A 26,857-nucleotide genomic window follows, 5' to 3' on the forward strand; every position below is an offset into this window, starting at 1 on the left:
CAAGCCCGCTCCCACATTTGGTTTTTGGTGTTCTTACGGCCTACGCTGCCGCATCAAGTGCTTGAACCCTTCAAACACCAGCACCACCACCGCCAGCCAGATCGGAATGTAGGTCAACCATTCCCCGGACTTGATGCTTTCCCCCAGCAACAACGCCACGCCCAGCAACAGCACCGGCTCCACATAACTCAGCAACCCGAACAGACTGAACGGCAGCAAACGGCTGGCAATGATGTACACCACCAAGGCCGATGCACTGATCAGGCCGAGCAGCGGGATCAGCCACGCCAGGGCAGGGTACTGATCGAACACCCCAAACCCCTGTTCACCCCCGTGCACGAACCAGTAGGCAACCGGAAGCATCAGGGTCATGTCCACCCAGAGCCCGCCCAGGTTGTCGGTCTTCAGCCATTTGCGCAGCACGAAATACAGCGGATACCCCACGACCACCACCAGCGTGGCCCAGGAAAAACCGCCAACCTGGTACACCTCATTGATCACGCCCAGACAGGCGAAGAACACCGCGATCTTCTGCAGGTACGACAGGCTTTCCCCGTAGGCGATGCGCCCGGTCAGCACCATGGCCAGCGGCAGCAGGAAATAGCCCAGCGACACATCCAGACTGTAGCCATTGAGTGGCGCCCACATGAACAGCCAGAGTTGCACGCCGAGCAGAGCCGCAGAAACAATCAGGCCCGCGACCAGTTTCGGTTGCGCCGCGACCCGACGCAGCAGGTCAGCCGCGCGCCGCCACTCGCCGGACACCACCATGAACACGGTCATGCAGGGCACGGTCAGCATCATGCGCCAGCCAAAAATCTCCACGCCGCTCAAAGGGGTGAGCAGCGAGGTGTAGTAATACATGACGGCAAACAGCACCGAGGCTGAAACCGATAGAGCAATGCCTTTAGACAAACTGTCCTCGCGAAGTCGAAGGTAAAACGGGGTGCGGAGGATACGTGGTTTTTGTGCTGAATATTGGTCGGGTGCTCAATATTTCCAACAATCCCGAACCAAGAGCTAAAACCCTTGTGGGAGCGGGCTTGCTCGCGAAGGCGGACTGACATTCAACAATGATGGTGTCTGACCCGACGCTTTCGCGAGCAAGCCCGCTCCCACATTGACCGTGGCGTACGCAAATCCCGATGCAACCCGGACCCTGTGGGAGCGAGCCTGCTCGCGATAAATCTCAAGCCAACCGCGCCCTGCGCCCCGACACAAAATGGCTCACATCATTGAACCCCGGTGTCGAAGCATGCCCCGGCGTCACCAGTGAATCGATGAATGCCTCATCCTCTGCCGTAATCTTCACCGCCTGCGCCTTAGTGTAGGCATCCCACTGCGCTTCGGTGCGCGGGCCGACAATGGCTGAGGTCACCGCGCCGTTGTTCAGCACCCAGGCAATAGCGAACTCGACAATTCCCACCCCGTGCTCCAGGGTGTACTGCTGAATCTGCTGGGCAATACGCAACGACTCGGGGCGCCACTCGGTTTCCAGGATGCGCTTGTCCTGACGCCCGGCACGGCTGTTGGCGTCTGGCGCCACGTCCGGCGCGTACTTGCCGCTGAGCACCCCACGGGCCAACGGGCTGTAAGGCACCACACCCAGGCCATAGTTCTGCGCCGCCGTGATCTGCTCGGTTTCGGCCTGGCGGTTGACGATGTTGTACAGCGGCTGGCTGATGACAGGACGGTCGACCCCCAGCGCATCGGCCACACGAATCACTTCGGCGATGCGCCAGCCACGGTAATTGGACAGCCCCCAATAACGAACCTTGCCCTGGCGAATCAGATCGCCGATCGCCGACACGGTGACTTCCAGCGGCGTGTTGTGGTCCTCGCGGTGCAGGTAATAGATGTCGAGATAATCGGTGCCCAAACGGGTGAGGCTGGCGTCGATGCCATTGAACACATGCTTGCGGCTCAGGCCGCTGCGGTTCGGCACGCCATCCACCGGACCGAAGCCGACCTTGGTGGCCAGCACCCATTCATGGCGGTTGCCGGCAATCGCTTCACCGACAATTTCTTCGGAGCGTCCCTGGGTATAAACGTCGGCGGTATCGATGAAGTTGATGCCCTGATCCCAGGCCTTGTTGATGATGCGCAGGGAATCTTCGGCGCTGGTCTGCTCGCCAAACATCATGGTGCCAAGGGTCAGGGTCGAGACCTGCAAACCCGATTGACCCAGCGTGCGATAGCTCATGTTGAAGTCCTTTTACCGGTGGGAAAGGCTTCATCAAATACCAGAAACGTCCGGGGGATCAAAATGAATTGTTGGCGCCGAAGTCGCGGGGCTTCGGCGCCCGGAGGATCACTGGTTACGCAAGGTACGCGTCATGCGCAGCGCCAGCAGGCTGCCGCAGGCGATCACCGCCGCCAGCAGGTACAAGGCGGCATCGGTCGAGCCGGTGCTGTCCTTGACCCAGCCCACCAGATAGGGGCTGAGGAAACCGGCCATCTGGCCCATGGAGTTGATCAACGCCAAACCGCCAGCAGCCGCGCCGGCACTGAGCATGGCGGTCGGCACCGGCCAGAACATCGGCAGGCCGGTGAGGGCGCCCATGGTGGCGATGGACAGACCCAGGATGGCGATGGTCGGGTTGCCGGCGAAGTTCACCGCGATCAGCAGGCCGACCGCACCCATCAGCATCGGTACGACAAGATGCCAGCGGCGTTCCTTGCGCAGGTCGGCGGAGCGGCCGACCAGCAGCATGAACACGGCGGCCAGCAGATACGGGATCGCACTCAGCCAGCCGATCAGCAGGTTGTCGCTGAAGCCCAGGTTCTTGATGATCGACGGCAGCCAGAAGTTGATGGCGTAGACGCCGCTCTGGATGCAGAAATAGATCAGGCCGAACGCCCAGATTGCCGGGTTCTTGAACACCGCGGCCAGCGAATCGCTGGTGGTCTTGGGCTTGTTGGCCAGGTCTTCGGCGTGGTCGGCTTCGAGTACCGAGCGCTCGAATGGGGTCAGCCACTTGGCGTTGGCGTAGCTGTCGCTGAGCAGGAAGTAGGCCAGCGCACCGAGGATCACGGTCGGAATGCCTTGCAGCAGGAACATCCACTGCCAGCCCGCCAGGCCGCCTTGTCCGGCGGCGAAGTGGTTGAGAATCCAGCCGGAGAACGGGCTGCCGAGCAGGCCGGACACCGGGATCGCCGACATGAACAGCGCCATGATGCGGCCGCGGCGGAAGGTCGGGAACCACTGCGAGAGGTACAGCACCACGCCGGGGAAGAAGCCGGCTTCGGCGGCGCCGGTGAACAGGCGCAGGGTGTAGAACCCGGTCGGCGTGGTGACGAACAAAAGGCAAGTCGACAACGTGCCCCAGGTGATCATCATCAGCGCGATCCAGCGGCGGGGGCCGAATTTGGTCAGCGCCAGGTTGCTCGGCACGCCGCACAGCACGTAGCCGATGAAGAAGATCCCGGCGCCGAGGCCGTAGACGGTTTCGCTGAACTTCAGCGCGTCGAGCATCTGCAACTTGGCGAAGCCGACGTTCACCCGGTCGAGGTAGTTGAACAGGTAGCAGATGAAAATGAAGGGGATCAAACGCAGGGTAATGCGTTTGTAGACGGCATTTTTCTCGTCAACGATGGCCTGGGTAGCGGCGGCGCTCTGTGACATGGCGGGCTCTCTCTTTATTATGATTTTTTGCGATGCAAAGGGTAACGTTGATCGCCTTGAGAGTCTCGGCCACCGCCGTGGCCGCTGTCTTTGTGCCTGAGCACAGGGTTTGCATTCAAGGCCTGTGCGGGTGAACAACCGCGCGTCACCCACTCTCTGAAGGATCCCCGTTATGTTCGAACTCGATCACGACCTGGCCCAGGACATCGTCGACCGGGCGATGGCTATCCTGCCGTACAACGTCAATGTCATGGACAGCCAGGGCCTGATCCTCGGCAGCGGCGAGCCGGAGCGGATCAACACCCGCCACGAAGGCGCGCAACTGGTGCTGGCCAACGGTCGGGTGGTGGAGATCGATGCGCAGACGGCGATTCATCTCAAGGGCGTGCAGCCGGGCATCAACCTGCCGCTGATGCTCGACCAGCGTTTGATCGGAGTGCTGGGCATCACCGGCGAGCCCGATCAGTTGCGCACCTATGCCGCCCTGGTGCGCATGACTGCCGAAATGCTGGTGGGCCAGCGCAACCAACAGGCGGAACAGCAATGGCGGCGCCAGCGTTGCGATGATCTGCTGGCGTTGTTGCTCAGCGAGGCGGGCGACTCGCCACGGTTGATCGACGAGGCGCAGCAACTGGGGCTCAAACCGAATTTGACGCGGGTGCCGTATCTGTTCGAGCTGGGCCTGGAGCACGGGCCGGGCCAAACCGTCGAGGCGCTCAGCGCCTGGTTGACCACGCGCTACCCGGACAGCTGGTGCGTGAGTTCGGCCAAGTCGTCGCTGCTGTGGTGCCGGCCGGCCAGCCAGAGTGTGGAGAATGAGCGGCTGCTGGAAAAGCTCGACGCTCTGGGCTGGAACATCTTGCGCATCGCCGTGGGCGGGCAGGCCGATGGGCTGGCCGGGTTGCGTCGTTGCTATCGGCGGGTAGGTGACTTGCTGGCCTACGGGCGCGAGGTGTTGCCGCGCTCCAGGCTGCTGACCCTCAACCGCTACCGATTGCCGGTGATGCTCTGGCGCCATCGCAACGACGATGCCCTCGACGAACTGCTCAACCCCTTGCGCAAAGTCATCGCCAAGGACAGTAACGGCCAACTGCTGGCGACCCTGCGCAGCTGGTGCGACCACGACGGCCAGAGCCAGGCCTGCGCCGATGCCCTGGGCATTCACCGCAACAGTTTGCGCTATCGCATGGAGCGGATTGCCGAGTTGAGCGGGGTTGATCCGTTGCGGCTGGACGGGATGCTGGCGTTGTATCTGGGGGTGCAGTTGTTGCCCGATCCTCAATGATCACCACAAATCCCTTGTGGGAGCGGCGGTGCGACGATTCGACTTGCTCGCGAATGCGGTGTGTCAGTCGATGATGATGTCGACTGACACGGCCTCTTCGCGAGCAAGCCCGCTCCCACATTGGTTTTGTGGTGCGATTCCGATGCTTTTGTGGAAATGAACAATAATCCTCCTGCTCCCTTGTGCAGCAGACCGGCGTCATCGTGTTTGGCGACTGGCAGGATGAGGGTATTGGAACTGGAGAATTCCCATGAAAATCGTGATTGCCCCTGACTCATTCAAAGACAGCCTCAGTGCTCAACACGTGGCTGACGCTATCAGTTTGGGCTGGCGGGAAGTGTGGCCCGATGCGCAGGTGATCACCTGCCCGATGGCCGACGGGGGCGAGGGTACTGTCGCGGCGGTACTGGCGGCATGCGGCGGCGAACGGCACCGTGCCGAAGTGCGCGGCCCCCTTGGCGAAACCGCCCATGCAAGCTCCGGCTGGTTGCCCGAAAGCCGCACCATGATCATCGAAATGGCCGAAGCCAGCGGATTGCAATTGGTTCCGGTCGTTCTGCGCAATGCCTGTGTCAGCAGCACCTACGGTACCGGTGAATTGATCCGCTACGCCCTCGACGAAGGGGCGCAGCGCATCATTCTGGCCATCGGCGGCAGCGCCACCAACGACGGCGGCGCGGGCGCGTTGCAGGCGCTGGGCATGAAACTGTTCGATGCCCAGGGCGAGCCGCTCGCACCGGGCGGTCTGGCATTGGCGAATCTGTTCCGCATCGACATCAGCGAACTCGACCCACGTCTGGCCTCCGTGCGTTTCGACATCGCCGCAGACGTCGACAACCCGCTTTGCGGACCTCAAGGCGCCTCCGCAGTGTTCGGTCCTCAAAAAGGCGCTTCGCCGGAGCAGGTTGAATTGCTCGATCACGCCCTCGGCCACTTCGCCGATCACTGCGCGAAAGTGCTGAACAAAGATGTGCGCGACGAGCCGGGCAGTGGCGCGGCGGGCGGCCTGGGTTTTGCCGCCAAGGCGTTTCTCGGGGCGCAGTTCATGCCCGGGGTGGAAGTGGTGGCTGAGCTGGTGGGCCTGGCCGAAGCCGTCGAAGGTGCCGATCTGGTGATCACCGGGGAAGGGCGGTTCGATGCCCAAACCTTGCGCGGCAAGACGCCCTTCGGCGTGGCGCAGATCGCCCGTGAGCGGGGCGTGCCGGTGATCGCCATCGCCGGGTCGTTGGGTGAGGATTACCAGGATCTCTACGCCCACGGCATCGACGCCGCGTTCTCCCTGGTCAGCGGGCCGATGACCCTGGACGACGCGTGCATGAACGCGCCGCGATTGCTGCGCGAGCGAGCGAGCGACATTGCGCGGGTCTGGCGAATCGCCGGGAAATAAAACCTGTAGGAGCGAGCACGCTCGCGATGGTGGCCGGGACACCGCGGGGCATCAGATGCCCAGCGTTATCGTTGACGACCATCGCGAGCGTGCTCGCTCCTACAGGTATTCAGGTTTGGCCGAAAAATATTTCTTTGCCACCATCAACATCCGCAACTCCCGCCGATAAAGATCACAGACGCGTTCAGCGTCTGACTGATCGGTCACGCAGATGGCCGACAGTGATCACGGCATGGACGCTCGCCGCTTTCATTACCCGAGTATCGTCCTATGTCCTTGCGTCAACTGAACATCGCGCCTCGTGCATTCCTGGGTTTCGCCTTCATCGCCTTGCTGGTGGTCGTGCTGGGGGTGTTCGCGGTCAACCGCATGTCGATCATCCGTCAGTCCTCCATCGACATGGGCAGCACCCAACTGCCCAGCGTCACCTATCTTGGTAACGTCACCGAAAACGTGCTGCGCATGCGCATCCTGTCGTTCCGCATTCTGGTCAACCGCGATCCGGCCAGCCTGCAGGAAGCCGAAACCCGCATCGGCGTGCTCAACGACAAGGCACGCAAGGCCCAGGCCGCCTACGCCCAATTGCCGGCGGGCCCGCAGGAAGCGGCGCTCTACAAGATCTTCAGCGCGACCATGGACGATTACATGCAGGCCCAGCGCGAGATGCTCGACCTGTCGCGGCAGAACCGCGTCGATGAGATGCGCAGCCTGATCAACTCCCGGATCAAGGACGGCACCGACAAGATGGGCGAGCAGCTCGGTCAGTTGGTGACCTACAACACCGATGGCGCCAAGGAAGCCGGTGTACTTGCCGAACGCAACTACAACAGCGCCGTGAACGGCATCATCGCCGTGTCAGTGCTGGCGGCGCTGATGACCGTGTTGCTGGCCTGGCTGCTGACCCGCAGTATCGTCTCGCCCTTGAGCCGCGCGGTGCAGGCTGCCGAAACCATCGCCGGCGGCAACCTGAGCAAGTCCATCGAGGTCGATGGTCAGGACGAACCGGGCCGTCTGCTCGGTGCCCTGGCCACCATGCAAACCAACCTGCGCAAAACCATCGAGCAGATCGCCGGTTCCGCCACGCAACTGGGCGCCGCTGCCGAAGAGCTGAGCGCCGTCACCGAAGAAGCCTCCCGCGGGCTGCATCAGCAGAACAACGAAATCGAACAGGCCGCCACCGCCGTCAACGAGATGACCGCCGCCGTGGAAGAAGTGGCGCGCAACGCTGTCTCGACCTCCGAAGCCTCGAGCCAATCGACCCAGGCCGCCCGCGAAGGCCGCGACCGCGTGGTGGAAACCGTCGACGCGATCCAGACCATGACCCACGACGTGCAGAACACCGCGATGATGATCGAAGGGCTGGCGGAGCAGGGCAGGGACATCGGCAAGGTGCTGGACGTGATCCGCGCCATCGCCGAGCAGACCAACCTGCTGGCATTGAACGCGGCAATCGAAGCGGCCCGCGCTGGAGAAGCCGGACGTGGTTTTGCGGTGGTGGCGGACGAAGTTCGGGCGCTGGCCCACCGCACCGCGCAGTCCACCCAGGAAATCGAGAAGATGGTCGCCGGCATTCAGAACGGCACCGGCGAGGCGGTGTCGTCGATGCAGCAGAGCAATCAGCGTACCCAGACCACCCTGGAAATGGCCCGCGCTGCGGGTGTGGCGCTGGAGCAGATCACCCAGTCGATCCACCTGATCAACGAGCGCAACCTGGTGATCGCCAGCGCCTCGGAAGAACAGGCGCAAGTGTCGCGCGAAGTGGACCGCAATCTGGTGAACATCCGCGACCTGGCGACCCAGTCCGCCGCCGGCGCCAACCAGACCAGCGCCGCGACCCACGAACTGTCGCGCCTGGCGGTGGACCTGAATGCGATGGTGGCGCGCTTCGTCATCTGATCAAACCCGCTTCCTGTAGGAGCGAGCACGCTCGCGATGGTCGTCAACGATAACGCTGGCAGCCTGACACCCAGCGGTGTCCGAGCCACCATCGCGAGCAAGCTCGCTCCTACAGATCGTGCACACTCCACAGGCCGTAAAGCCACCCCTGTATAAAAACCCACCTGTCAAGTCTGACAGTATCGAAACCTCCGCAAAGCGTGCTTAATCCGCGAAGGCCCAAACGGCCAGGCAGAACGACAGGACGTAGTACTGCAGTGTTCGAGCCATCAATCGAACTGCCAAAAACCGATTTGAAAACCATGAGCACGCTCGTGGTTTAACTCGAACGTTTTGGAGCACTGGACATGGCAGATTCAGAAAGAACACGCACGGCCGAACAGGTGCGCAGCGATTACCGTAAACAGTTGTTCAGGGCCCGGCGACAGGAGGAGCTGGCTCCGCCTGACATGACCGACATTATCGAAGGCGACGCCGATGGTTTGATTCACATCGATTTCGCGGATGACCCTATCAGGTTCACGGTCAAAGAATGGGCGGATCGACCGGTTTTCCCGAACACCCTCGTCAACACGCTCTTCGTCGAAATGCGACGTATCACGGTTCCCGAATCCCAGTATGTACAGATTTCCATGGAAGAGTTCGGCAACACTACCGATTTTCCGTCCAGTAATTTCCCGCTGGAGAAAGAAATTCCACTCCACCTCACCGCAGGCATGGAAGGCAAGTTTCAGCTTCGATGCCGCCTGGAACCCTGGAATTTAAGCCCGATCATCGACTCTCTGCCAGCGCCGTTTGAACTCGACAGAACCGGGCCGATCAGGCCGGGCGTTCCGAAAAGCATCATTGTTCATGAGCCCTTGATCACCGAAGAGGTCCTGACACGGGACAAGGGGATCAACTGCGAAGTGCCTGATTTTGAAGAGGAAAAGAAGGGTGCGGTCACGCTCGCTGTGGCATTGCTGAAAGAGCCACCAACAGAGGAGCCGGATCGCGAAGAACTGGTTTTTCTGGGCGGTCTTCCCCTGACTCGTCAAATCACCATTCCCGAGGCCTCGGTCCGCAAACTCGGCTCAATGTTGATGTACATCGTCTATTTCTTGTACGACAAAGCCGGAAACCGCAGCGACATGCCGTACCCGACGCCGGTTCAGGTGGCACTGGGCAAATTGCCCATGGACCCGGACTCCTGCAGCGTCCCATTGGCCGAAGACGATGGCGTGATCGATCGCGCCGATGCGGCTCTCCCCACCACTGTGTGGATCGACCCCATTGCGGATTATCAGGAGGCGGATGGCATTGTGATTACCTGGGGTGGCACGCGCCTGCCGCGAACGGCGATCAGTGCGCACCTGCCGTTTCCGTTGACGATCACAGTGCCGAGGGATGTCATCAACGGCGAATACGACTTTGCCGGGGCTGACAGCCAGCCAATAAAGGTGGACTACGAGGTGTATCGCGGTGACTACGCAATTCCTTCGAAAGCCTCCATTACCGTCAACGTCAACCTGAGAGTGGCCGGCCCGCCCAACCCCGACCCTGGCCCGGAAAACCCGTTGCTGGGACTGGTCGAGTTCCTCAGCTCCAGCGGCAGCAACACCGAACTGGTGCCCGCAGATATCGGCGAGGATGCCCAAGGTACGATCACCCTGACCAAGGACATACTTGACCATGTGCTCGCCGGCGACCTGCTGACGCTGTACTGGAACGGTGAAGCGGTCTCGTCACCAGCCTATGCCATCGTCGGGACGGAGACTGTCGACCAGAAAATCCCGATCGTCATCCCCTGGGCGGATATCGAAAAGGTTCCGGTCATAAAGCAATTGCCGCTGCACTACACCATCACGCGCCCAGGCCTGATCAACCCGCAACAGTCGCTGCCGACCTTGATCGATGTCGAGGTTGAAATCGTCAAGCTTCCTGACATCGAGTTTCCCAACAAGCACCCGGACCGAGACCTCATCAATTGCGATGGGCTGGAGGAGAAAGACGGCGAGTGGGGCATCTACGTGAAAATTCCGGTTTCGAACTATTTGAAGGAAGGCGTGGAGGTCGACGTTTCATGGGCAACCTTTGACTGGGATGATGTGACGCTTTTGCCGGACACCGATCGGCAGCAACGGCTGACTGTGACCAGGGAGGAGGAAAGCAACGGCCTCCTCTGGTTCATTCCCTATGTGGAGTGCCTCAAGCCCACCTATGACACCGGCAATCAGTTCGGCTACGGCAAGGCGATGTACCAGATCGTTGTCCGGGGCACCGATGTGAAATCCGAGCTGGCCAGCATCATGATCGCCGTGTTCGAACTCAATGCCCATTGCAGAATCCCGAGACCCTGAACCCAATTCTGTAGGAGCGAGCATGCTCGCGATGGTCGTCAACGATGACGCTGACAGCCTGACACCCAGCGGTGCATCGGACTACATCGCGAGCAAGCTCGCTCCTACAGAAAAGGGTGTTGCTTCGGATAAGTCCTACATTTTTTTAAGAGATTTCTCTTTAGTCTTCGCCGCCTTTGCATGTTCAAGCAGGGTTCGCCAGGTCAGGCGGACCCATTCTTTGACCTTTATTACTGCGGTGTCTGATGAAAACTGAAAAAGCATTCGCGTTGAATCCTCTGTCCGCCTCCATCAAGTGGCTGACCTTGATGCCCCTGCTGTTGGCCAGTACTCAGACGATGGCCGGCATTGTCGATAACGGCCAGACGGAGCGTATTGATGGTAATACCGCGTCAGACACCTATCTGGTGCGTAATGCCTCGAACCTGATTTCCAATGGTGCAAGCACTCAGGACATCACTGCGCAAACCGGCTCGACCCTCTCCTTGAGCGGCACCACCGTGACCACGACCGCCTTGACCGGGGTGTTTTTGCAGGACAGTTCAGCAACGATTTCAGGTGGCTCCATTACTGCCGGCCGGACCGGGCTTTCGCTGCAAAGCAGTGCGCCGGTCAACCAAGGTTCGAAGGCAACGGTCACTGACGTCACAATTACCGGCGGCACGACAGGCGCTACCGTGGGCAGTACGAGTGAGCTGGATCTGGTCAGAACCACTCTGGTCGGTACATCCGGCTTCGGTTTGCAGATGGCCAACGGTCGGGTCTCCGCTACCGGCGGAACGATTCAGGGTGGCATCAACGGCATCGTCATGACCACCGACCCGAATGTTCCACAAAACAACCGTCTGACGCTCAGCGGCACCAAGGTCGAGGGCCAAAGCGGCTCTGCGATCAGCGTGACCAACTTCAGCGCGGCGCCCATCACCGCCGATATCCGGGTGGAGAACGGTTCGACGCTGACCGGCGGCAACGGCAAGATCCTTGAAGTCGGTGGCACCTCCATCGCCAACATGGTGGTGGACAACAGCGCGCTGGTCGGCGACGTCAGCGCCGAGGCCGGGGCCACCGCCAATCTCACCCTGCAGAACCAGGCCACGCTCACCGGCCAGCTCGACAACGTCAACAGCCTGATCATCAATAGCGATGCGCGCTGGGTGATGGTCGGTGACGGCAGCGTTGCCAACCTGGCACTTAACGGTGGCGGGGTGCAGTTCGGCAATCCCGGTGAATTCTTCAAGCTGACCGTGGGCGAGCTGTCCGGTACCGGCGGCACCTTCTACATGCACACCAATTTTGGTGTGGTCGATACCCTGACCGTCACCGGCAACGCCACCGGCAATCACCAAGTGTTGATTGATGCCAGCGGCTCCGAGCCGGTGGCCGCCGCTTCGCTGCCGGTCATTCACACCGGTGGTGGCGATGCAACGTTTTCCCTGGTCGGCGGCCCGGTGGATCTGGGGGCGTTTTCCTACGACCTGATCCAGCAGGGCAGCAATGACTGGTTCCTCGACACGGCGTCGAAAGTGGTCAGCCCGAGCACTCAGACTGTCCTGGCATTGGCCGATGCCCTGCCGACCGTGTTCTATGGCGAGCTCACCACCATGCGCAGCCGCATGGGCGAGTTGCGCCTGGACGAGGGCAAGGCCGGCGGCTGGGTGCGCGCCTATGGCAACAAGTTCAATGTCAGCACCGGGGTGGCGGACTACCAGCAAAACCAGCAGGGCCTGTCGTTCGGCGCCGATGCGCCGCTGCCGTTCGGTGACGGTCAGTGGCTGGTGGGCTTGCTCGCCGGTTACAGCAAATCCGATCTGAACCTGGACCGTGGCAGCAGCGGCACCGTGGACAGTTACTACATTGGCGGCTACGCCACCTGGCTGGACAAGCAGACCGGCTACTACCTGGACAGCGTGCTGAAATTCAACCGCTACCAGAACGAAGCCGATGTGCACCTGAGCGACGGCACCCGGACCAAGGGCGATTACGACACTGAAGGTGTCGGTGCGTCCGTGGAGTTCGGGCGGCATATCAAGCTGGCCGATGGTTTCTATGTTGAGCCGTACGCGCAGGCTGCCGCACTGGTGGTCAAGGGCCAGAGCTACGACCTGGACAACGGGCTGCAAGCCGATAGCGATCGCACCCGCTCGTTGCTGGGCAAGGTCGGCGCCACGGTGGGGCGCAACTACGACCTGGGTGAAGGCAAGGTGGTGCAGCCTTATGTTCGTGCGGCCTACGTGCATGAGTTCGCCAACAACAATGACGTCGACGTCAACAACAACACCTTCACCAACGATCTATCGGGTTCCCGTGGCGAGCTGGGTTTCGGCGTCGCGATGAATGTGAGCGAGCGGATTTCGCTGCACGCCGATGCCGATTACAGCAACGGCGAGAAGATCGAACAGCCGTGGGGTTTGAACTTCGGCGCACGTTACAGCTGGTAAATGCGTTCCGACGCAGGCGTCGATGGGCGCCTGCATCAGCGCTTGAGGATTAACAAGACGCGTACTTATCCAGGGTCCTGTCGGTCTGGCATTCAGCGGTAGTCTTACCGGCTCGCTTTCATGAGTGAGGAATCAGACATGTCCAGACAGTCGCAGCCATTTGAGGAAGTCAGGGTGGACCTTGCGCCGCCCGATCTGATCGATGTACTTCCCGAGTTCGAAGGCGGCCAGGAAAACCTGCTGCCCAAGGATGGGTGGTTGAAGCCGCTGCGGGTCGAGTTCGAGCGGTGGGGCGATTCGGCGCAGGGCCCCGGCATGATTGATACGCTGCAGCTGTTTTTTGATGACAGAACTACGCCCGTTCATGAGCGGAAACTGGAAGGGCCGATCGACGATGCCGAGTTCTGGGCCGAGGTGCCCGCGGCCAGGCTGGAGGAGGGGGTTCATTCGCTGTTCTATCGGGTCCTGCCCTGGAACGGTTCCACGACCCGTGAATCGGTGCCGGTCAACGTCACCATCGATAAAAGCCCGCCGATTCTGGCCAATGCCAGCGAGCTGATTTTCCCGCCTGCGGTGCTGCCGCCCAATGCGCTGACCGCTGACTATCTTGAAGATCCGCAACACAACGACCAGTTGCTGGCCATCGTTCCGGTTTACCGCACCCCGGCGCCCGGGGATGTGGTGATCGCCACCTGGAAAAATCCGGGCGATGGCGGTTCGGGGGAGGTACGCAGCGAGCCGCTGACACGCCTCAACTACAACGATCCGATCACCCTGACGTTCACCGGCGACTTCATTCGTTATCAGGGCGATGGCAAGCGGGAGGTGACTTATCGGGTGGAGGACCGGGCGACGAACGCCAGTGGCGAGTCCTATCCGGTGGAGTTGCTGGTGGCGGCCATCCGACCGCCTCGTCATGCGCCATTTCCCTGGATCAGGCAAATCAACGATGACCCGGCGGACTGGGCCGAGCTCAATCCGGAAGCGACGTTGCAGGGGGCGACGGTCATCATTCCTGCCGAGGCGATTTTCTATAAGGACGATCGGCTGGAGGTTTGCCTGGGGGAGCCGGGCAGCCCGGGGGCGGTGTGTGTGCCTGTCGATCCGGATGCGCGTGAGGTGCAGATCGACAAGTCGATCATTGGCGGTTTTCTCGACAAGACGATCCCGGTGTTTTACGTCATTCACATGCCCGACGGCACCGAGATGCCCTCCCGACGCCTGACCCTGAAAGTGCGAGCGTTCCCAGCCAGCAAATTCCACGGCGCCCAGCTCGCCGCGCCCTTCAGCGACCCGGTGTACAAAAGCGAAATCACCGCCGCGGGCGTGCCGATCTTCCAGCGCGTCTGGTCCTACATCAGCACCCGTTGTCTCATCACCGTCACGGTGACCGGCTCGGGCAAAACCGAAACCCTGCTCGACGCCCACCAGGTCTTGCCGGCAGAAGCCAGTGCCGGCGTCTCGGCCACCATTTCCCAAACATTCCTGCGCAGCCTGACCAGCGACGTACGCTTCGTGGTCCTGACCAAAGTCAGCTTCGACGACGGCACCACCTGGTTTCCGTTCATCGAATTGCGGCCGATGCTCAGGGACTGAAAGCACACGCAAATCCAAAACTGTGGGAGCGGGCTTGCTCGCGAATGCGGTGGGTCAGGCAGCATCGATGTTGATTGTGCCGGCGCCTTCGCGGGCAAGCCCGCTCCCACAGTGGATTGGTGGTGTAGCCCATACGGTATGCACACCGCCAACCCCTGTAGGAGCGAGGCTTGCCCGCGAAGGCGGAGTGTCAGGCTCAGATGATTTTGAATGTGCCGGCCTCTTCGCGGGCAAGCCTCGCTCCTACAGCGGTACTGGGTGCCCTCTGAATTTGTGTTAGCAGCAGATCAAAAACTGTGGGAGCGAGCCTGCTCGCGATGGCGGCGGGTCAGGCGACATCGATGTTGATTGTGCCGACATCATCGCGAGCAGGCTCGCTCCCACAATGGATCAGTGCTCCAGGAAACTCGGTTTATTGATAGGTGAGGGTGAAGCTCAGCGAGCCCTCGGCCTTGCCCGCACGAATGTCGGCGCTGTTTTTGAGCTGGTAGAAGCGCGCCTTGAAATCCAGCACTTTGTCTTTGCCGTCCTCGATCAAGCCGAAATCCGCGTCGCTGCCCAAGGGTACTGGCGTCACGCCGTCGCCGCGCAGGATCTGGATGCCCATTCCGGCCGCCGTGGAGGTCGGGCTCAGGTTGAAGATGCCCAGGCTGCCGTCACCTTCGGGCAGGGAGCCGTTGGCGCCGTCGAGGCGGATGTGGGCGGTGGCCTCGTTACCGCCGGTGGGGTCGGTCTGGCAGCTGGTGAGGCTGATGGTGAAGCTGGTCGGGGCGGTGGTGAAGCTTGGATGGGTGAAGTCCGAGGTGTTCCAGTCACCCAGCGGCACCGGGTCGACGCTGACCGGGTTGGCGCCCACCGCGCATTGCGACTGCACCACGGTGCCTCTCAAACCGTACATGAAACCCTTGCCGACCCCGGTGAAATGCCCGTCGAACAGCTGCCGGCTCAACTGATGCGGTCCCGGTGGAATCACCCCGGTTTTCACCAGCGTCACCTTGCTGCGCAGCCGCGAAAGCTTGAACGGCGACAGCAATGTCCGGGTGATTTGTGCCTCGAACGGCACGATCGGCTTGCCGCCAATCGGCACGAATTCATTGTCGAATCGCCCTTCGAACGGTACCTCCAGAGTGATACGCGCACCGACCCCCGGAATGTTGGTCATGAAAATCCTACCGCTGGAATCCTCTCCGCCAATAGGCTCATGCACCCGGCGATCGAAGGGTGCCGTCGGCAAGGCGCTGAAGTTAAGGGTCACGCTGCCATCGTTACTGCAAGTGATGCCCAGGTTCCCGGGGTTGCTGGTCTGGATCAGTTTGTCGACGACGCCGATGATGCTGCCGATCTTCGCATCGCGCGGCACATAAACGCTGCCCACATCCGCCTGAAAATCCATCGGCCCGGCCGCGCCATCCCAGAAGCAGGTGTTGGCCAGCGCAGGCGTTGCCAGCTGCCAGCCGACGACGATCCCCGCCAGGCCAAGGCCCCGGCGCAGTGATAATTTCATGAACGTTTTCCTTCAAAAAAGAACGACGGCGCACCCGGCGCCGTCTGAATAAGTGCAAGTCAGCGACAGATCGAGTCCTGCATCCGATAACCCTCGGTCAGCTCGCTGCGCTGCGGATCGATGTCCAGCTGGCATTGCTGCCCAGCCCAGCGCACCTCGAGTGATTGCGGCTGATCGTCGACGCTGAGCATCAGCTGGCCGGCCTGGCCGACAACGCCGATCACCGCGTTTTCGCGATCGCGCACCTGCGCACCGAAGGGCAGCGGCTGGCCGTTGAAGGTGGCGTTGATCACCATACGATTGACCGAACGAGCGGCGAAGGTGGTCTTGACCACGGCCCCACGCCGAGGCACCGCCTGCGCCGTGCCGTTGTCGATCTCCACGTCGGGGCCCAGCTGATCGGTGTCCAGTTCCACATGGTTGATCCGGTAAGGGCGCAGATACGGCACCAGCGCGTAACCCCGTTCATTGGTGCGTACGCCCGGCGCGTTGGCGATGCCGACATCCTTGATCCCCGGCACTTCCACCAGGCCTGCGGTTTCCCCCAGATACGGACCCAGTTCGATGCCGTCGCCATGCAGCAGCACGGCGCCGGTGGCGTTCATCGACAGGTTGCGGTAGTCGTTGCCCTGGCTGACGCCGGCGCCGACGTTGCCGTACTGCGTCTGGTAACCCATCGACAGTTCCGCCGATTGCTGGCGATTGTCTTGGTTGGCCACTGCGGCGCGATAGTTGAAGCGGTTGTCGTCCAGGCTGCCGTTGAGGCTGGCGCGCTGGCTGTGGGTGTTGCCGTTTTTCTGGACGTCGAAAGTCGCCGAGTTGGTGTGCCCGAAGCCCAGCGGCAGCGTCACGCTCAAGCCGAACTGGCGATCACTGTGCTGCTCGCGATCGCTCAACGACTGGCTGGCGAACAGGGTGTAACCGACACCCTTGTGCTGGGTGTTGAAGTTGAACTGGAACTGCCGACGCTGATAGTTGCTGCGCCAGAAATCTTCCTGGGACAACGACAGCGTCAGCGAGCTCTGCGGCGTGAGGTTCTGGTAGACCGCGGCTTCCAGGCGGCTGCGGCGGCTGCCACGGAAGCTGGCGTCCTGGCTACGCTGGCGCACCGCTTCATCGAAATCGCGATAGCCCTCGGTCGAATAGCGATAACCGGCAAAGCGCAGGCTGGTGCGGGTGGGGAAGGTCTTGCCGTACTTGATCGCGTAACTGGTGCCCTGCACCGAGTCCAGCTCCCGAGTGTCGAGATCGGCATCGGAGCGGGTGATGTCCAGGGCGAGGGCGCCGATGCTGCCCAGGTCCTTGGCGATGCCGACGTTCATTGCCTGGTAATGCTCGCTGGCGAGCAGGCCGCCATAAAAAGTCGAACCAAAAGCGCTGCCCATGGCCAGGGTGCCTTGCCACATCAGCGGGTCGTCGATGTGGCTGGCGGAGTTGTAGCGCCCGACGGCGGCGCTGTAACGCCAGCTGCCTTCGCGCAGCAGATTACCCAGCGAGGCGTAGGGTTGGGTGAAGCGCCGAACCTGGCCATCGGCTTCGGTCAGGATGATTTCCAACTCGCCGGCGCCACCGCCGGTGTTCAGGTCATCGATCTCGTAGGGGCCGGCGCTGACGTAAGTCGAGTAGATCGGATAGCCGTTCTGCCGCACTTCCAGACGCGAGCGGCTCAGCGCCACGCCGCGAATCACCGGCGCATAACCTTGCATCGAATCGGGCAGCATGCCGGCATCGGAGCTGACCAGCGCGCCCTTGATCGGCACGCTCTTGAACACATCGCCACCGGTGAACGCTTCGCCCAGGGTCAGGTTGGCGTTCATGCCCGGCAGGTCGCGCTGCGCGTAGGTGTAGGCGCGGGTCCATTCCCGTTCGCCGTGGCTGTCCTGACGCCCGCTCTGATTGGTACGCAGCCGCCACGGGCCGAGATTGACGCCGGCGTTGAGGAACAGGTCCTGGCTGTTGTTGGAACCGTTGCGATTGGAGCCTTGTTGCGCGGACACCTGATAGTTGAGGAACGCCGCGTTGATGCCCTCGTCCCATCGCTCGGGGTCGACGTAGCCCGCGACGTCGCGGCGCATGGCGATCTGCGGAATGGAAAGGGCCAGTTGCAGCGCACCACCGTCGAATTCGCTGCGCGCGCCCTCGATCAAGGTGCTCAGTTGCAGGCAATCGGCGCCGAGCTGTTCGGGGTTGGCCAGCGCATCGAGCTTCACGCCGAACGCTTCAAGCTGTGCGGCGCTGAAGCAGGGCGCCAGCTCGCCGGATTCGTCGGGGACAAAGTCGAACTCGTGGCGACCGCGGTATTCGTGGTTGACGCGCACCTCCACCTGATACCGCCCCGGGCCCAGCGCCTGGGTTTCAGCCAGCGCCTGCAAGGCAAGGTGGCCGGCATCGGCGGGCTGCCCGGAGCCCTGGTGCATGAAGCCGCTCTGGAAGGAAAGCGGGGCCCCGGCCAGCGCAGGCCCTGCCTCGACGAGGGCGGCGCTGCCGCTGCCGATCAAGAAAAGCTGGGCAAAACGCTGGCGAGCGGGCACGCGCCGACGGCCCTTGAAAGCAATCATCATTTACGTCCTGGCTAGTGAATGCGAGGGGCGATCAGCGGCTGATCTGAAGTGGCTGGCTGATGGCCGGGGTGATGCCGCCGTAGTCATTGATGGTGGTGAAGGACACGCGCATGTCGGGGCCCGGCTTGATCTGGTCGAGCAGGTACAGCTGGCGGTCGAGCGGGGTGACCATCGGCGGGGTGACCAGGGTCTGCGTGCGGCCGTTGGCACTCACTTCCACGCGGTGGAAGGTGTAGTGAAAGGGCGTCGGATTGTTCACCACCAGACCGGTCTTGCCGCCCACTTGCTGCACCGACCATTGCAAATCCTTGAGGCGCAGATTCGGGTTGTCCTTCAACTGGCTCGGCCGATAGAACAGCTTGATGCGAGTGCGGATGGCGATGTTCAGCACGTTGCTGCCCTGGTCCGCCTCGACCTGGGGGATTTCCTGGGCGTTGAAAAAGAACAGCGACTCGCGGTCGGTCGGCAGCGTGTTCGGCAGCCCGTTGATCTGCAGTTGCTGCTTCTTGCCGGCATTGACCCGGAACAACGGCGGCGACACCACGAAAGGCACGGCAGTGGTGGTGTCATCGGAACTGGTGTTGACCCAGGCCTGGACCGCATACGGCTTATCGCTGGGGTTGGCGACTACCAGCGACACGCTGCGTTTATCGCTCTCGAACAGCACGCGGGTGCCGCTCAAGGTCAGGGCGCCGTGGCTGGCCGGTACGTGCACCGACAGCAACAGCAGAGCCATGGCACCGCCGCGGGCGGTCCTGTGCCGGCTCAAGGATTTGATCGAATGAAACATGAAATACCTCAGGGCGATGCGGGGACGCGCCATGCAGCGCACGCCCTTGAGCGCAGACGGGCTCTGCGCTCAAGGGTGAGTTTTAAGGGAGGGCGACGATGAAGTTGACGTTGGCAATCACCGGGCCTGGCGCGACGGTGGCCGCCACGGAGCGGTACTTGGTGTTGAACATCATGCGGGTTTCACCGACCGGGTTCAGCGGGTAAGCCTTCGACTGAGTGCCGCTGTCGATGTGCTTGTCATCGTTGTCCTTGATCGCCAGGGCAACGCCCAAGGCGCCGCCGGTCTGGATGCCGTAGTACTTGCCGTCGGTACCGGCGTTGCCGTGGGTACTGTCGAACTGCACGGTGGCGGTGTCGCCAACGGCGAAGTTGCAGGCCGCGCCGTCCTTGATCAGCAGGGCGAATTCACGACCACCGACTTCGGTGCCGACCGTGCCGCCGAAATCAACGGCTGCCACGCTGCCCAGGTTGATCGGACCCGGAGCACCGGTACCCGGATCGATCGGGTAAACCGGGCAAGTGTTGGCATTGATGTTTCCGGTGAAGTTGACCTGACCAACGCTGTTGGCGAAAGCGGAGGTGCCCGCCAGGGAAGCGGCCAGACCCAGGGTCAGGGCGATGAGCGATTTTTTCATGTGTACAAATCCTTTTAGTGCCTCCGTGCGAAAAGCCGAAACGGCATGGGGGCGGTACGCGGGTTAAGGCGTGAGAGTGTTTAGTGAAGGGGAATCGGTGTTTCGGCGGGCGGATGTTAGAGAGGGGTGGGGGGAGGGGATATGAGAGATCTCTCAATTGGGGGAATGCTTTATCTATGGATTCAGAACGCAAAAAAGCCAGGCAACCGTATGAGGACTGCCTGGCCGATGGTTGTTAAATCAATTCTTCCAACACTCTGAACGTGCGATTTTTCTTGTGATTCGATTGTCTGCCGCGCATGAATTCCTGCCTTCTTTCAGGCGGGCTTTCTTCAATTGTCGCTTTCGATGTTGTAATCGTGGGCCCTTTTTTGCGGGTTGTAGTTTGCGGCCCAGAGTACTCGACACCCTGTGTAGGAATCGGGTCGGCTCCTTCGGTTGCTGCTGCCTCAAACAGTTTGTATCGCAGAGCTCTCACCTTTCGAGCATTTGAGAAGTCCGGCACATCAAGAACAGTGGTGACTTTATCCGTTCCACTCATGACGTCGGCTTCATAATCCATCATCGTTCGAAAATGCTCTTCAAAATACCTGTCCGAACCAGAGCTGGATTTAATTGGTGCCTTGTAAAACTTGGGTGGTTTGAACGTTTTCAAGCCCGGTAGGGCAATTGCACCCACGGCCAGCGCTACCAGGGTCAGCCACCGGTTTGCGTGCTCGTCCTGAACGAACGCGCTTGCGCCTTCCACCCCAAACGACGCGAACGTTGTCCCTATTGTAGTTGTGAGAGAGTAGGCACTTGCCACTCCGCTGGTGAATGCAGCAGCCGCTCCCACAAAGACAGGCGCACTCGTGGTTGCGCCGACAGTGGCTGCCGCAATGCCGGCCGTATTCACAATCAGGGTACCCACGGCTGACGCTGTCGAGAGTTTGAAAGCAGCGGCCGCCGGTCCCGGATTGAATGTAATGAGCGAAACGATGATGCCGAATATCGCCGTTGCAACGGACACCCCGATACCAAACCAGGGGTTGGTAATGAGATCATTTTGTTGCGTACGACCACTTGGATCGCTGAACGCGATCGGATTGCCGGAACAGTACTTGTAGCAGTTGATACCGCCGGCACCGAAGGGGCTTGATGGGTCCGGGTTGAAGAAACGCATCAGGGACGGGTCGTAGGCGCGATAGCCCTGGCCGAGTAGATACCAACCGCCGACTGCATCGCGCACTTCGCCATTGAAGGCCAGGAGACTCTTGAATGGTGCATCGCTGCTGAATTCTCCGTAGGCGGTGTACATCGCACTGCGCAATTGGTCGGCTTGGCTTTCCGCGATTACGGAATGTTTGGCGTCGCTCAATAACAGCAACGTTTGGCTACCGTCTCCCGGTGATTGTTGCCCCAACGGCTGGCTATCAAGATGAAGCAATTGGGTATGCTGGCCATTGTGGATTGTGTCGCTCAATCGGTCGCCTGAATAGAATCGCAGGGTTTCGGGCTGATCCTCGTTTTTGGTTGCCACCAGAATGTCATGGGCATCGTAGTCATAACTGGTGATGGGTTGACCAGCCGCCGTGCTGACACCCATGAGCCGGCCAAGACTGTCGTAGTGCAACTGCTGCCCTTGAGTATCGTGCATCAGGTTGCCGTCGGGATCGTAGGTGAAATCCGTCGCCAGCTCCTGATAGTCGAAATGACTATGAACGGCCTTGATCAGTTTACAAGGGTCTTCGTCAGCGAAGCTGAAGTGCGTGATGTTTTGGCTGCCGTCATCAAAGTCGGTGCGGCTGTAAGTGATGTTGTCGAAGGCATCGAATTCGAAGTATTGCTTGACTATGGCGTTGCCGAATCGGTCCTTGGGCAACTGATCGCCCGAGCATGCATACACTTCCAACCGGCCGCGCAAGTCGTATTCGTAGTTTTCCAGCAGCGCGGTTCTGTTATCGACTCGCAGATGCCGGCTTTTCACATTGCCATCGGTCAGGTAACTCAACTCAATGCTGCGAACCGGTTGTACCGGTTGACCCTGAGCATCATTCAACTCAAGGGTGCGCTCGATTTCCCGGCCGATGTCATCGAACGCCAGAGTTGTGGTCAGCGTGTTGCCGTTGCCCATATCGGTGCTGGTCGTGCGGTACAAACGTCCACAGGCGTCGTATTCAAAAGCGGCCTGCAATTGGCCCTGGCGCATTGCGATGATGCGCCCATTGGTTTTGTGATACTCCGCCTCGGTAACCTCATTGCCAATATCGGTGCGAAGCATCAGCCGACCCTTCAACGAGCTGGTATAGCGTGTGACCCATGGCTGCGCGGTAGTTGGCTCCTTCCAGGTTTCGCTATCCAGATGTCCCGCCTGGCTATAGGTGAAACTCAAGGTACCCCGCGCATTGCTTGAGGTTGCGAGTTCACCATTGAGCGGGTCGTAATCGAAGGTGGCATCGCCTTCAGGTGGTTTGATGGCCGTTGGCCGATAGGTCAGTCCCGGCTTGTATTCAACGTCGATGTGCTTTCCTGCGGGAGTGACCCGACGACTGATCTGCAGCCGCCCCCCTTCGTAGTGCAACTGTTCAATGCGTCCGCCGACGTTGATCCTCGTCAAACGCTCCAGCCCGTCGAACTGTTGTGTACCCAGTGTCCTGGGTGGCAGCTGAGCATTGCCGGGCTGCACAGTGATGGACGTCGGCAGTTGCTTGGCACTGTGCGCAGCATAGGTATGGCTGATGACCGTTCTGTCGGGCAACGTGTTGGTGAGAAGGCGACCCAGAACGTCGTAACGGTATCGGGTGGGCGGCGGGGCGTCCAGGGGCTATGTCTATGACGGCGAGGATGCCTTGACCGGGGCCAATGGTGATGGCGTCAACGAGCGTGTCTTCTATCGCAATGATGAGCCGGCGAACAGGGTTGACGGCGATCAGCGCACCACCTTCATGTATGGTAACGGACAGCCGCTGGCCCAGCGCGAGGAGAGTGATGGCCCAAAGTCCTGATGCTGGCCGGGGACGACAAGAGCAGCGTGTTGTCCGAGGTCAGCGAGCAGGGGCGGGGGAATGTGGTTTATACGGCGTATGGGTTCGATGCGGGGGGAGAGAGTCGGATCGGGTTTAACGGGGAGTTGAAGGATTCGTTTAGCGGGCAGTATTTTTTGGGGAAGGGGTATCGGATGTTTGATCCGTTGGTGATGCGGTTCAAGAGCCCGGATGGGGTGGGATGGAGTCCGTTTGGGGCGGGGGGTATTAATCCGTATGCGTATGTTGAAGGTAATCCCGTCAAGTTTAAGGATTCGACGGGCCACGTACGTGGCTTGGCCCGTGGTTTGGTCCGTGTCATTGATCCGGATTTTGCCACCCGGAGTGCACCGGAGCTGGGACTGACGACAAAAGACTTTTCGCAGTATGATCCGGATTTGGCGGGTTGGTATGCGTATTCGGGACCACCAATGCAACGTTCTGGACGTAACGTGAATGCGGGTTCTGAAGTGGCAGCTCCCGCCCGGACCAAACCAGATACAAGTACAAAACGTCCGATTGCAATGTCCAGCCGTGGAGACGGAAATGCCACCGGTGTGCAAAACGCCGCCCCGCAAGCACAACAAAAAAGCGTGAGCGTCGAGCGCCCGATCAAGGATGTCCGTCCGGCAGAAATTGGGCCGAAACCTGGTCCATCCTCGAAATCTACACAGCCTTCAAAACCACCTACCGCAGTCAGACCCAAAACACTGGAAATTACACCTAACCCCAACTCAGCCGAGATACAAAGACTGGATGGGAAAATCAGAGAAATGAGAAATCAACGTCACCATTACATGGTCGATGAAAATCAAATTGCGAAATGGCTAGCTCGAATAGCGGAGTTACGTCAGTCGTAGTAATTGTTCTCATTCACCCAATCCACTAACCCGAGCAAACTCCACCAACCCACCGTCATGGCCAAGCCCCAACTTGTCCATGGCGGTGCGTTTCTGCCGGCTGATGGTTTTTTCACTCCGATTCAACTGCGCCGCAATCTGCCGCCCCGACATCCCCTGCACGAACAACCTCACCACCTCCAGTTCCCGCTCCGACAAACTCACCAAAGCAGCTTCATGGACTGCAGAGCTCAGCCCGTGGTTATTCAACATCCGCGCAAACCCCGGGCACAGATAAGGCTGACCCTTGGCCACCCGATTCACGGCGCGTTTAAGGTCGTTCAACGGGCTGCGCTTGTCGAATAAACCTCCAACGCCCTTGTTCAACAGCGCCCGCAGCAGCGAAGGGTTGCGCAGCATGGTCATCACGATCAACGGAACATGGGCGAAATGGCGCCTCACGTAACCCATTAACGCCAGACCATCGGGGAAATGTCCGTAGGGCATCGAATAGTCGCTGACCACCAGATCACAGGGTGTGCGGGTCATATGGTCGATGAGCTCATCGGCATCGCTGGCCAGCGCGACGATGGAACAGTTCGCAGCGGTGTCACGCAGCAGCATCTCCACGCCCTTGAGAACCACGGGGTGATCGTCCGCCAGGATGATGCGCAAAGGGTTGCCCGGGCGGACCCTGTGCGACACGGAGGTATCGTCACAGGCATCTGCGCGGGAGGGGTGGGAAGGTGTGGATTGCGGTGTTCGTTGCAGCGTCATACAGGGTCTCAACAGGGATCGATACTGCGCTGATCGCTGAAGAGAGGCTGGCTCAAGGGGATTGAATCAAGCCCTGTTCCAGCGCCTTGGCCATGGCGGCCCAGCGCGATCGCACGCCGAATTTGCGGCGGATGTTGCAAAAGTGGTAATTCACCCCGGCCTTGCTGCATTCGCAGATCTTGGCGATTTCCCAGGACGACTTGCCGGCCACGCCCCACTTGAGGATTTCCTTCTCCCTGATGGTCAGGGTGATGGCCTTGGGCGGCGGCGGGCTTTCGTGCAGTTCGAAGTTGACCTGGGTTGGCGATGATTGAACTGATGCGTCAATGGAGCGGTACATAAGTGGATCTCCCATTCATCATCATTGATGGCGTGGGCGCGACGGAATCTTCCTACTGCGTGATGGTGTGGTTCGCGCGACCGTCCTTCAGTCGCCGGTACGGCGCTGGAGGGACGGCTTCCTTATATCGCGATTCTCGAACCTTGGAACCTGTCACAAATTACAGGTGGCGAACTGTAATCAGGCAAATGGGAAATGGCTGTCAGCGGAAATACTGCTTGCCGTAGGATTCTTCTTCCTGAGGCGTAGTCTTGCGTTTCGCCGATAATTTTTTGAAAAGACGGATTTTTTTACCGGCCGTTAACGGCAGCAGCGATTGATGGCCACTGATAGAAATGTCAGGTGCATCGATTCCATCGGGCGTCCATCGATTTGGCCGTCCGTCGAATTGAAAGGCCGTACTGGCGCAATGACAGATTTCAGATAGGGTTGTGATCATGGAGCCCGCGCGACAGGAGAATACATGCGCTACTCAGCTTTGACCCAACGCATCGCCGGTGACGGTGCGGCCGCCTGGCAGATACACGATCGAGCGCTGGAACTGCGCGAGCAGGGCATCAATGTGCTGCTGCTGTCGATCGGCGATCCCGACTTCGATACACCCCAGCCCATCGTCCGCGCCGCCATCGACAGCCTGGAGGCGGGCGACACCCATTACCCGCCGGTGCGCGGCACCCAGGGCCTGCGCGACAGCATTGCCCGCAGTCACCGGCTGCGCAGCGGGCAGGCGGTGTCGGCGGAACATGTGGTGGTGTTTCCCGGTGCGCAGTGTGCGGTGTATTCGGTGGCGCAGTGTCTGCTCGATCCGGGCGACGAGGTGATCGTCGCCGAGCCGATGTACGTGACCTATGAAGGGGTGTTTGGCGCGATCGGCGCGAAGGTGGTGCCGGTGGCGGTACGTCCGGAAAACGCTTTCCGGGTCGATCCGCTGGATGTCGCGGCGCTGATCACCCCCAAGACCCGCGCCATTTTGCTCAACAGCCCGAACAACCCGACGGGGGCCAGTCTGCCGCTGGTGATCTGGCAGGAACTGGCGTCGCTCTGTGTGCGTTATGACCTGTGGTTGATCAGTGACGAGGTCTACAGCGATCTGCTTTACGAGGGCAAACACATCAGCCCCGCCAGCCTGCCGGGCATGGCCGAGCGCACGGCGACCATCAACAGTCTGTCCAAGTCCCATGCCATGAGCGGTTGGCGGGTGGGCTGGGTGATCGGGCCGAAGCGGCTGGCCGATCATCTGGATCATTTGTCGATGTGCATGCTGTTCGGCATTCCCGAGTTCATCCAGAAGGCTTCGCAGCTGGCGCTGGACCAGCAACTGCCGGAAGTGGCGATCATGCGCGAGGAGTATCGCCAGCGCCGGGACCTGGTGTGCAACAGCCTGAACCATTGCCCGGGATTGCGCGCGATCCGGCCGGATGGCGGGATGTTCGTGATGGTCGACGTGCGCCAGACCGGCCTCAGCGCCCAGCACTTTGCCGAGCGGCTGCTTGAGGGCTATGGGGTTTCGGTGCTGGCCGGCGAAGCCTTCGGGCCGAGTGCGGCGGGGCATATTCGGATCGGGTTGGTGGTGAGTCAGCTGCAACTGGCTGATGCCTGTCGGCGGATAGCATTGTGTGCGACGGATATGCTCGAGGCGCGGCGGGCTTGACAGTTTTGTGTTGCAAATGCGGGCCTCATCGCGGGCAAGCCCGCTCCCACAGGTTTGCGGGTTGTTCACAAAATCCGGTTCAACGCAAAACCTTGTGGGAGCGGGCTTGCCCGCGATGAGGCCGGTAGCCTCGACATCTTCATTGCCTGACCCACCGCCATCGCGAGCAGGCTCGCTCCCACAGTGGTTC

The 26,857-nt window shown here is 60.6% G+C and carries 21 protein-coding genes; 10 read left to right on the plus strand and 11 right to left on the minus strand.

What is annotated here, in order from left to right; translation table 11 throughout:
* Positions 1 to 33: 33 nt before the first annotated feature.
* From rarD to K9857_RS19950, 3 genes are all read right to left on the minus strand, one after another.
* Complete coding sequence (rarD, locus tag K9857_RS19940) at positions 34 to 915, minus strand: EamA family transporter RarD (RefSeq protein WP_224538564.1); 882 nt, start codon at positions 913 to 915, stop codon at positions 34 to 36.
* Between the two features lie 274 nt (positions 916 to 1,189).
* A complete protein-coding gene (locus tag K9857_RS19945) occupies positions 1,190 to 2,203 on the minus strand; it encodes an aldo/keto reductase (protein WP_224538566.1) in 1,014 nt (337 codons plus the stop codon).
* A gap of 108 nt (positions 2,204 to 2,311) precedes the next feature.
* Positions 2,312 to 3,625, minus strand: coding sequence for an MFS transporter (locus K9857_RS19950; RefSeq protein WP_224538568.1), 1,314 nt, complete (start codon positions 3,623 to 3,625; stop codon positions 2,312 to 2,314).
* A gap of 172 nt (positions 3,626 to 3,797) precedes the next feature.
* Here K9857_RS19950 and K9857_RS19955 point away from each other — a divergent pair, with 172 nt between their 5' ends.
* The 7 genes from K9857_RS19955 to K9857_RS19985 all read left to right on the plus strand — a co-directional run bounded on the left by K9857_RS19955 (position 3,798) and on the right by K9857_RS19985 (position 14,566).
* Positions 3,798 to 4,910, plus strand: coding sequence for a sugar diacid recognition domain-containing protein (locus K9857_RS19955; RefSeq protein WP_224538569.1), 1,113 nt, complete (start codon positions 3,798 to 3,800; stop codon positions 4,908 to 4,910).
* A 250-nt stretch (positions 4,911 to 5,160) separates the two neighbouring features.
* Positions 5,161 to 6,297 carry a glycerate kinase gene (locus K9857_RS19960; RefSeq protein ID WP_224538571.1) on the plus strand — a complete coding sequence of 379 codons (1,137 nt, stop codon included), beginning with the start codon at positions 5,161 to 5,163 and terminating at the stop codon, positions 6,295 to 6,297.
* 270 nt (positions 6,298 to 6,567) lie between these two features.
* Complete coding sequence (locus tag K9857_RS19965; protein ID WP_224538572.1) at positions 6,568 to 8,193, plus strand: methyl-accepting chemotaxis protein; 1,626 nt, start codon at positions 6,568 to 6,570, stop codon at positions 8,191 to 8,193.
* Between the two features lie 347 nt (positions 8,194 to 8,540).
* Complete coding sequence (locus tag K9857_RS19970) at positions 8,541 to 10,532, plus strand: hypothetical protein (RefSeq protein ID WP_224538574.1); 1,992 nt, start codon at positions 8,541 to 8,543, stop codon at positions 10,530 to 10,532.
* Between the two features lie 22 nt (positions 10,533 to 10,554).
* A complete protein-coding gene (locus K9857_RS19975; RefSeq protein ID WP_224538576.1) occupies positions 10,555 to 10,788 on the plus strand; it encodes a hypothetical protein in 234 nt (77 codons plus the stop codon).
* Positions 10,778 to 12,970: an autotransporter outer membrane beta-barrel domain-containing protein gene (locus tag K9857_RS19980; protein ID WP_224538578.1), complete on the plus strand. Its 2,193-nt coding sequence runs from the start codon at positions 10,778 to 10,780 to the stop codon at positions 12,968 to 12,970. Before K9857_RS19975 ends, K9857_RS19980 begins: the two co-directional genes overlap by 11 nt.
* A 138-nt stretch (positions 12,971 to 13,108) precedes the next feature.
* Positions 13,109 to 14,566, plus strand: a complete 1,458-nt coding sequence (locus tag K9857_RS19985; protein ID WP_224538580.1) for a hypothetical protein — start codon at positions 13,109 to 13,111, stop codon at positions 14,564 to 14,566.
* 412 nt (positions 14,567 to 14,978) lie between these two features.
* On the opposite strand, the gene K9857_RS19990 is transcribed toward K9857_RS19985, so the two are convergent.
* The 5 genes from K9857_RS19990 to K9857_RS20010 form a co-directional block, all read right to left on the minus strand.
* Positions 14,979 to 16,070, minus strand: coding sequence for a fimbrial protein (locus K9857_RS19990; RefSeq protein ID WP_224538582.1), 1,092 nt, complete (start codon positions 16,068 to 16,070; stop codon positions 14,979 to 14,981).
* Positions 16,071 to 16,129: 59 nt separating this feature from the next.
* Positions 16,130 to 18,628, minus strand: a complete 2,499-nt coding sequence (locus K9857_RS19995; protein WP_224538595.1) for a fimbria/pilus outer membrane usher protein — start codon at positions 18,626 to 18,628, stop codon at positions 16,130 to 16,132.
* A gap of 34 nt (positions 18,629 to 18,662) precedes the next feature.
* Positions 18,663 to 19,421: a molecular chaperone gene (locus K9857_RS20000; protein WP_224538597.1), complete on the minus strand. Its 759-nt coding sequence runs from the start codon at positions 19,419 to 19,421 to the stop codon at positions 18,663 to 18,665.
* 82 nt (positions 19,422 to 19,503) lie between these two features.
* Positions 19,504 to 20,058 (minus strand): fimbrial protein, encoded by a 555-nt coding sequence (locus K9857_RS20005; RefSeq protein ID WP_224538583.1) that lies wholly within the window; start codon positions 20,056 to 20,058, stop codon positions 19,504 to 19,506.
* Between the two features lie 235 nt (positions 20,059 to 20,293).
* Positions 20,294 to 22,795 (minus strand): RHS repeat-associated core domain-containing protein, encoded by a 2,502-nt coding sequence (locus tag K9857_RS20010; protein WP_224538585.1) that lies wholly within the window; start codon positions 22,793 to 22,795, stop codon positions 20,294 to 20,296.
* Between the two features lie 91 nt (positions 22,796 to 22,886).
* Between K9857_RS20010 and K9857_RS20015 the strand changes: the two genes are divergently transcribed.
* Together K9857_RS20015 and K9857_RS20020 are read left to right on the plus strand one after the other, a co-directional pair.
* A complete protein-coding gene (locus tag K9857_RS20015; RefSeq protein ID WP_224538587.1) occupies positions 22,887 to 23,042 on the plus strand; it encodes a hypothetical protein in 156 nt (51 codons plus the stop codon).
* A 29-nt stretch (positions 23,043 to 23,071) separates the two neighbouring features.
* Positions 23,072 to 23,920, plus strand: coding sequence for an RHS repeat-associated core domain-containing protein (locus tag K9857_RS20020; protein WP_224538588.1), 849 nt, complete (start codon positions 23,072 to 23,074; stop codon positions 23,918 to 23,920).
* Positions 23,921 to 23,929: 9 nt separating this feature from the next.
* Here the strand turns inward: K9857_RS20020 and K9857_RS20025 are convergent, their stop codons facing one another.
* The 3 genes from K9857_RS20025 to K9857_RS20035 all read right to left on the minus strand — a co-directional run bounded on the left by K9857_RS20025 (position 23,930) and on the right by K9857_RS20035 (position 25,455).
* The gene (locus K9857_RS20025; RefSeq protein WP_224538589.1) at positions 23,930 to 24,604 is read right to left on the minus strand and encodes a response regulator; all 675 of its coding nucleotides are present in this window, start codon (positions 24,602 to 24,604) and stop codon (positions 23,930 to 23,932) included.
* Positions 24,605 to 24,728: 124 nt separating this feature from the next.
* Positions 24,729 to 25,016: a helix-turn-helix transcriptional regulator gene (locus tag K9857_RS20030; protein ID WP_224538590.1), complete on the minus strand. Its 288-nt coding sequence runs from the start codon at positions 25,014 to 25,016 to the stop codon at positions 24,729 to 24,731.
* A 202-nt stretch (positions 25,017 to 25,218) separates the two neighbouring features.
* Positions 25,219 to 25,455: a hypothetical protein gene (locus K9857_RS20035; protein WP_224538592.1), complete on the minus strand. Its 237-nt coding sequence runs from the start codon at positions 25,453 to 25,455 to the stop codon at positions 25,219 to 25,221.
* A gap of 24 nt (positions 25,456 to 25,479) precedes the next feature.
* Between K9857_RS20035 and K9857_RS20040 the strand changes: the two genes are divergently transcribed.
* Positions 25,480 to 26,667 carry a pyridoxal phosphate-dependent aminotransferase gene (locus K9857_RS20040; RefSeq protein WP_224538594.1) on the plus strand — a complete coding sequence of 396 codons (1,188 nt, stop codon included), beginning with the start codon at positions 25,480 to 25,482 and terminating at the stop codon, positions 26,665 to 26,667.
* The last annotated feature ends 190 nt before the right edge of the window (positions 26,668 to 26,857 follow it).

Source organism: Pseudomonas sp. REP124, from assembly GCF_020164475.1.
In the GTDB taxonomy this organism is placed as follows: domain Bacteria; phylum Pseudomonadota; class Gammaproteobacteria; order Pseudomonadales; family Pseudomonadaceae; genus Aquipseudomonas.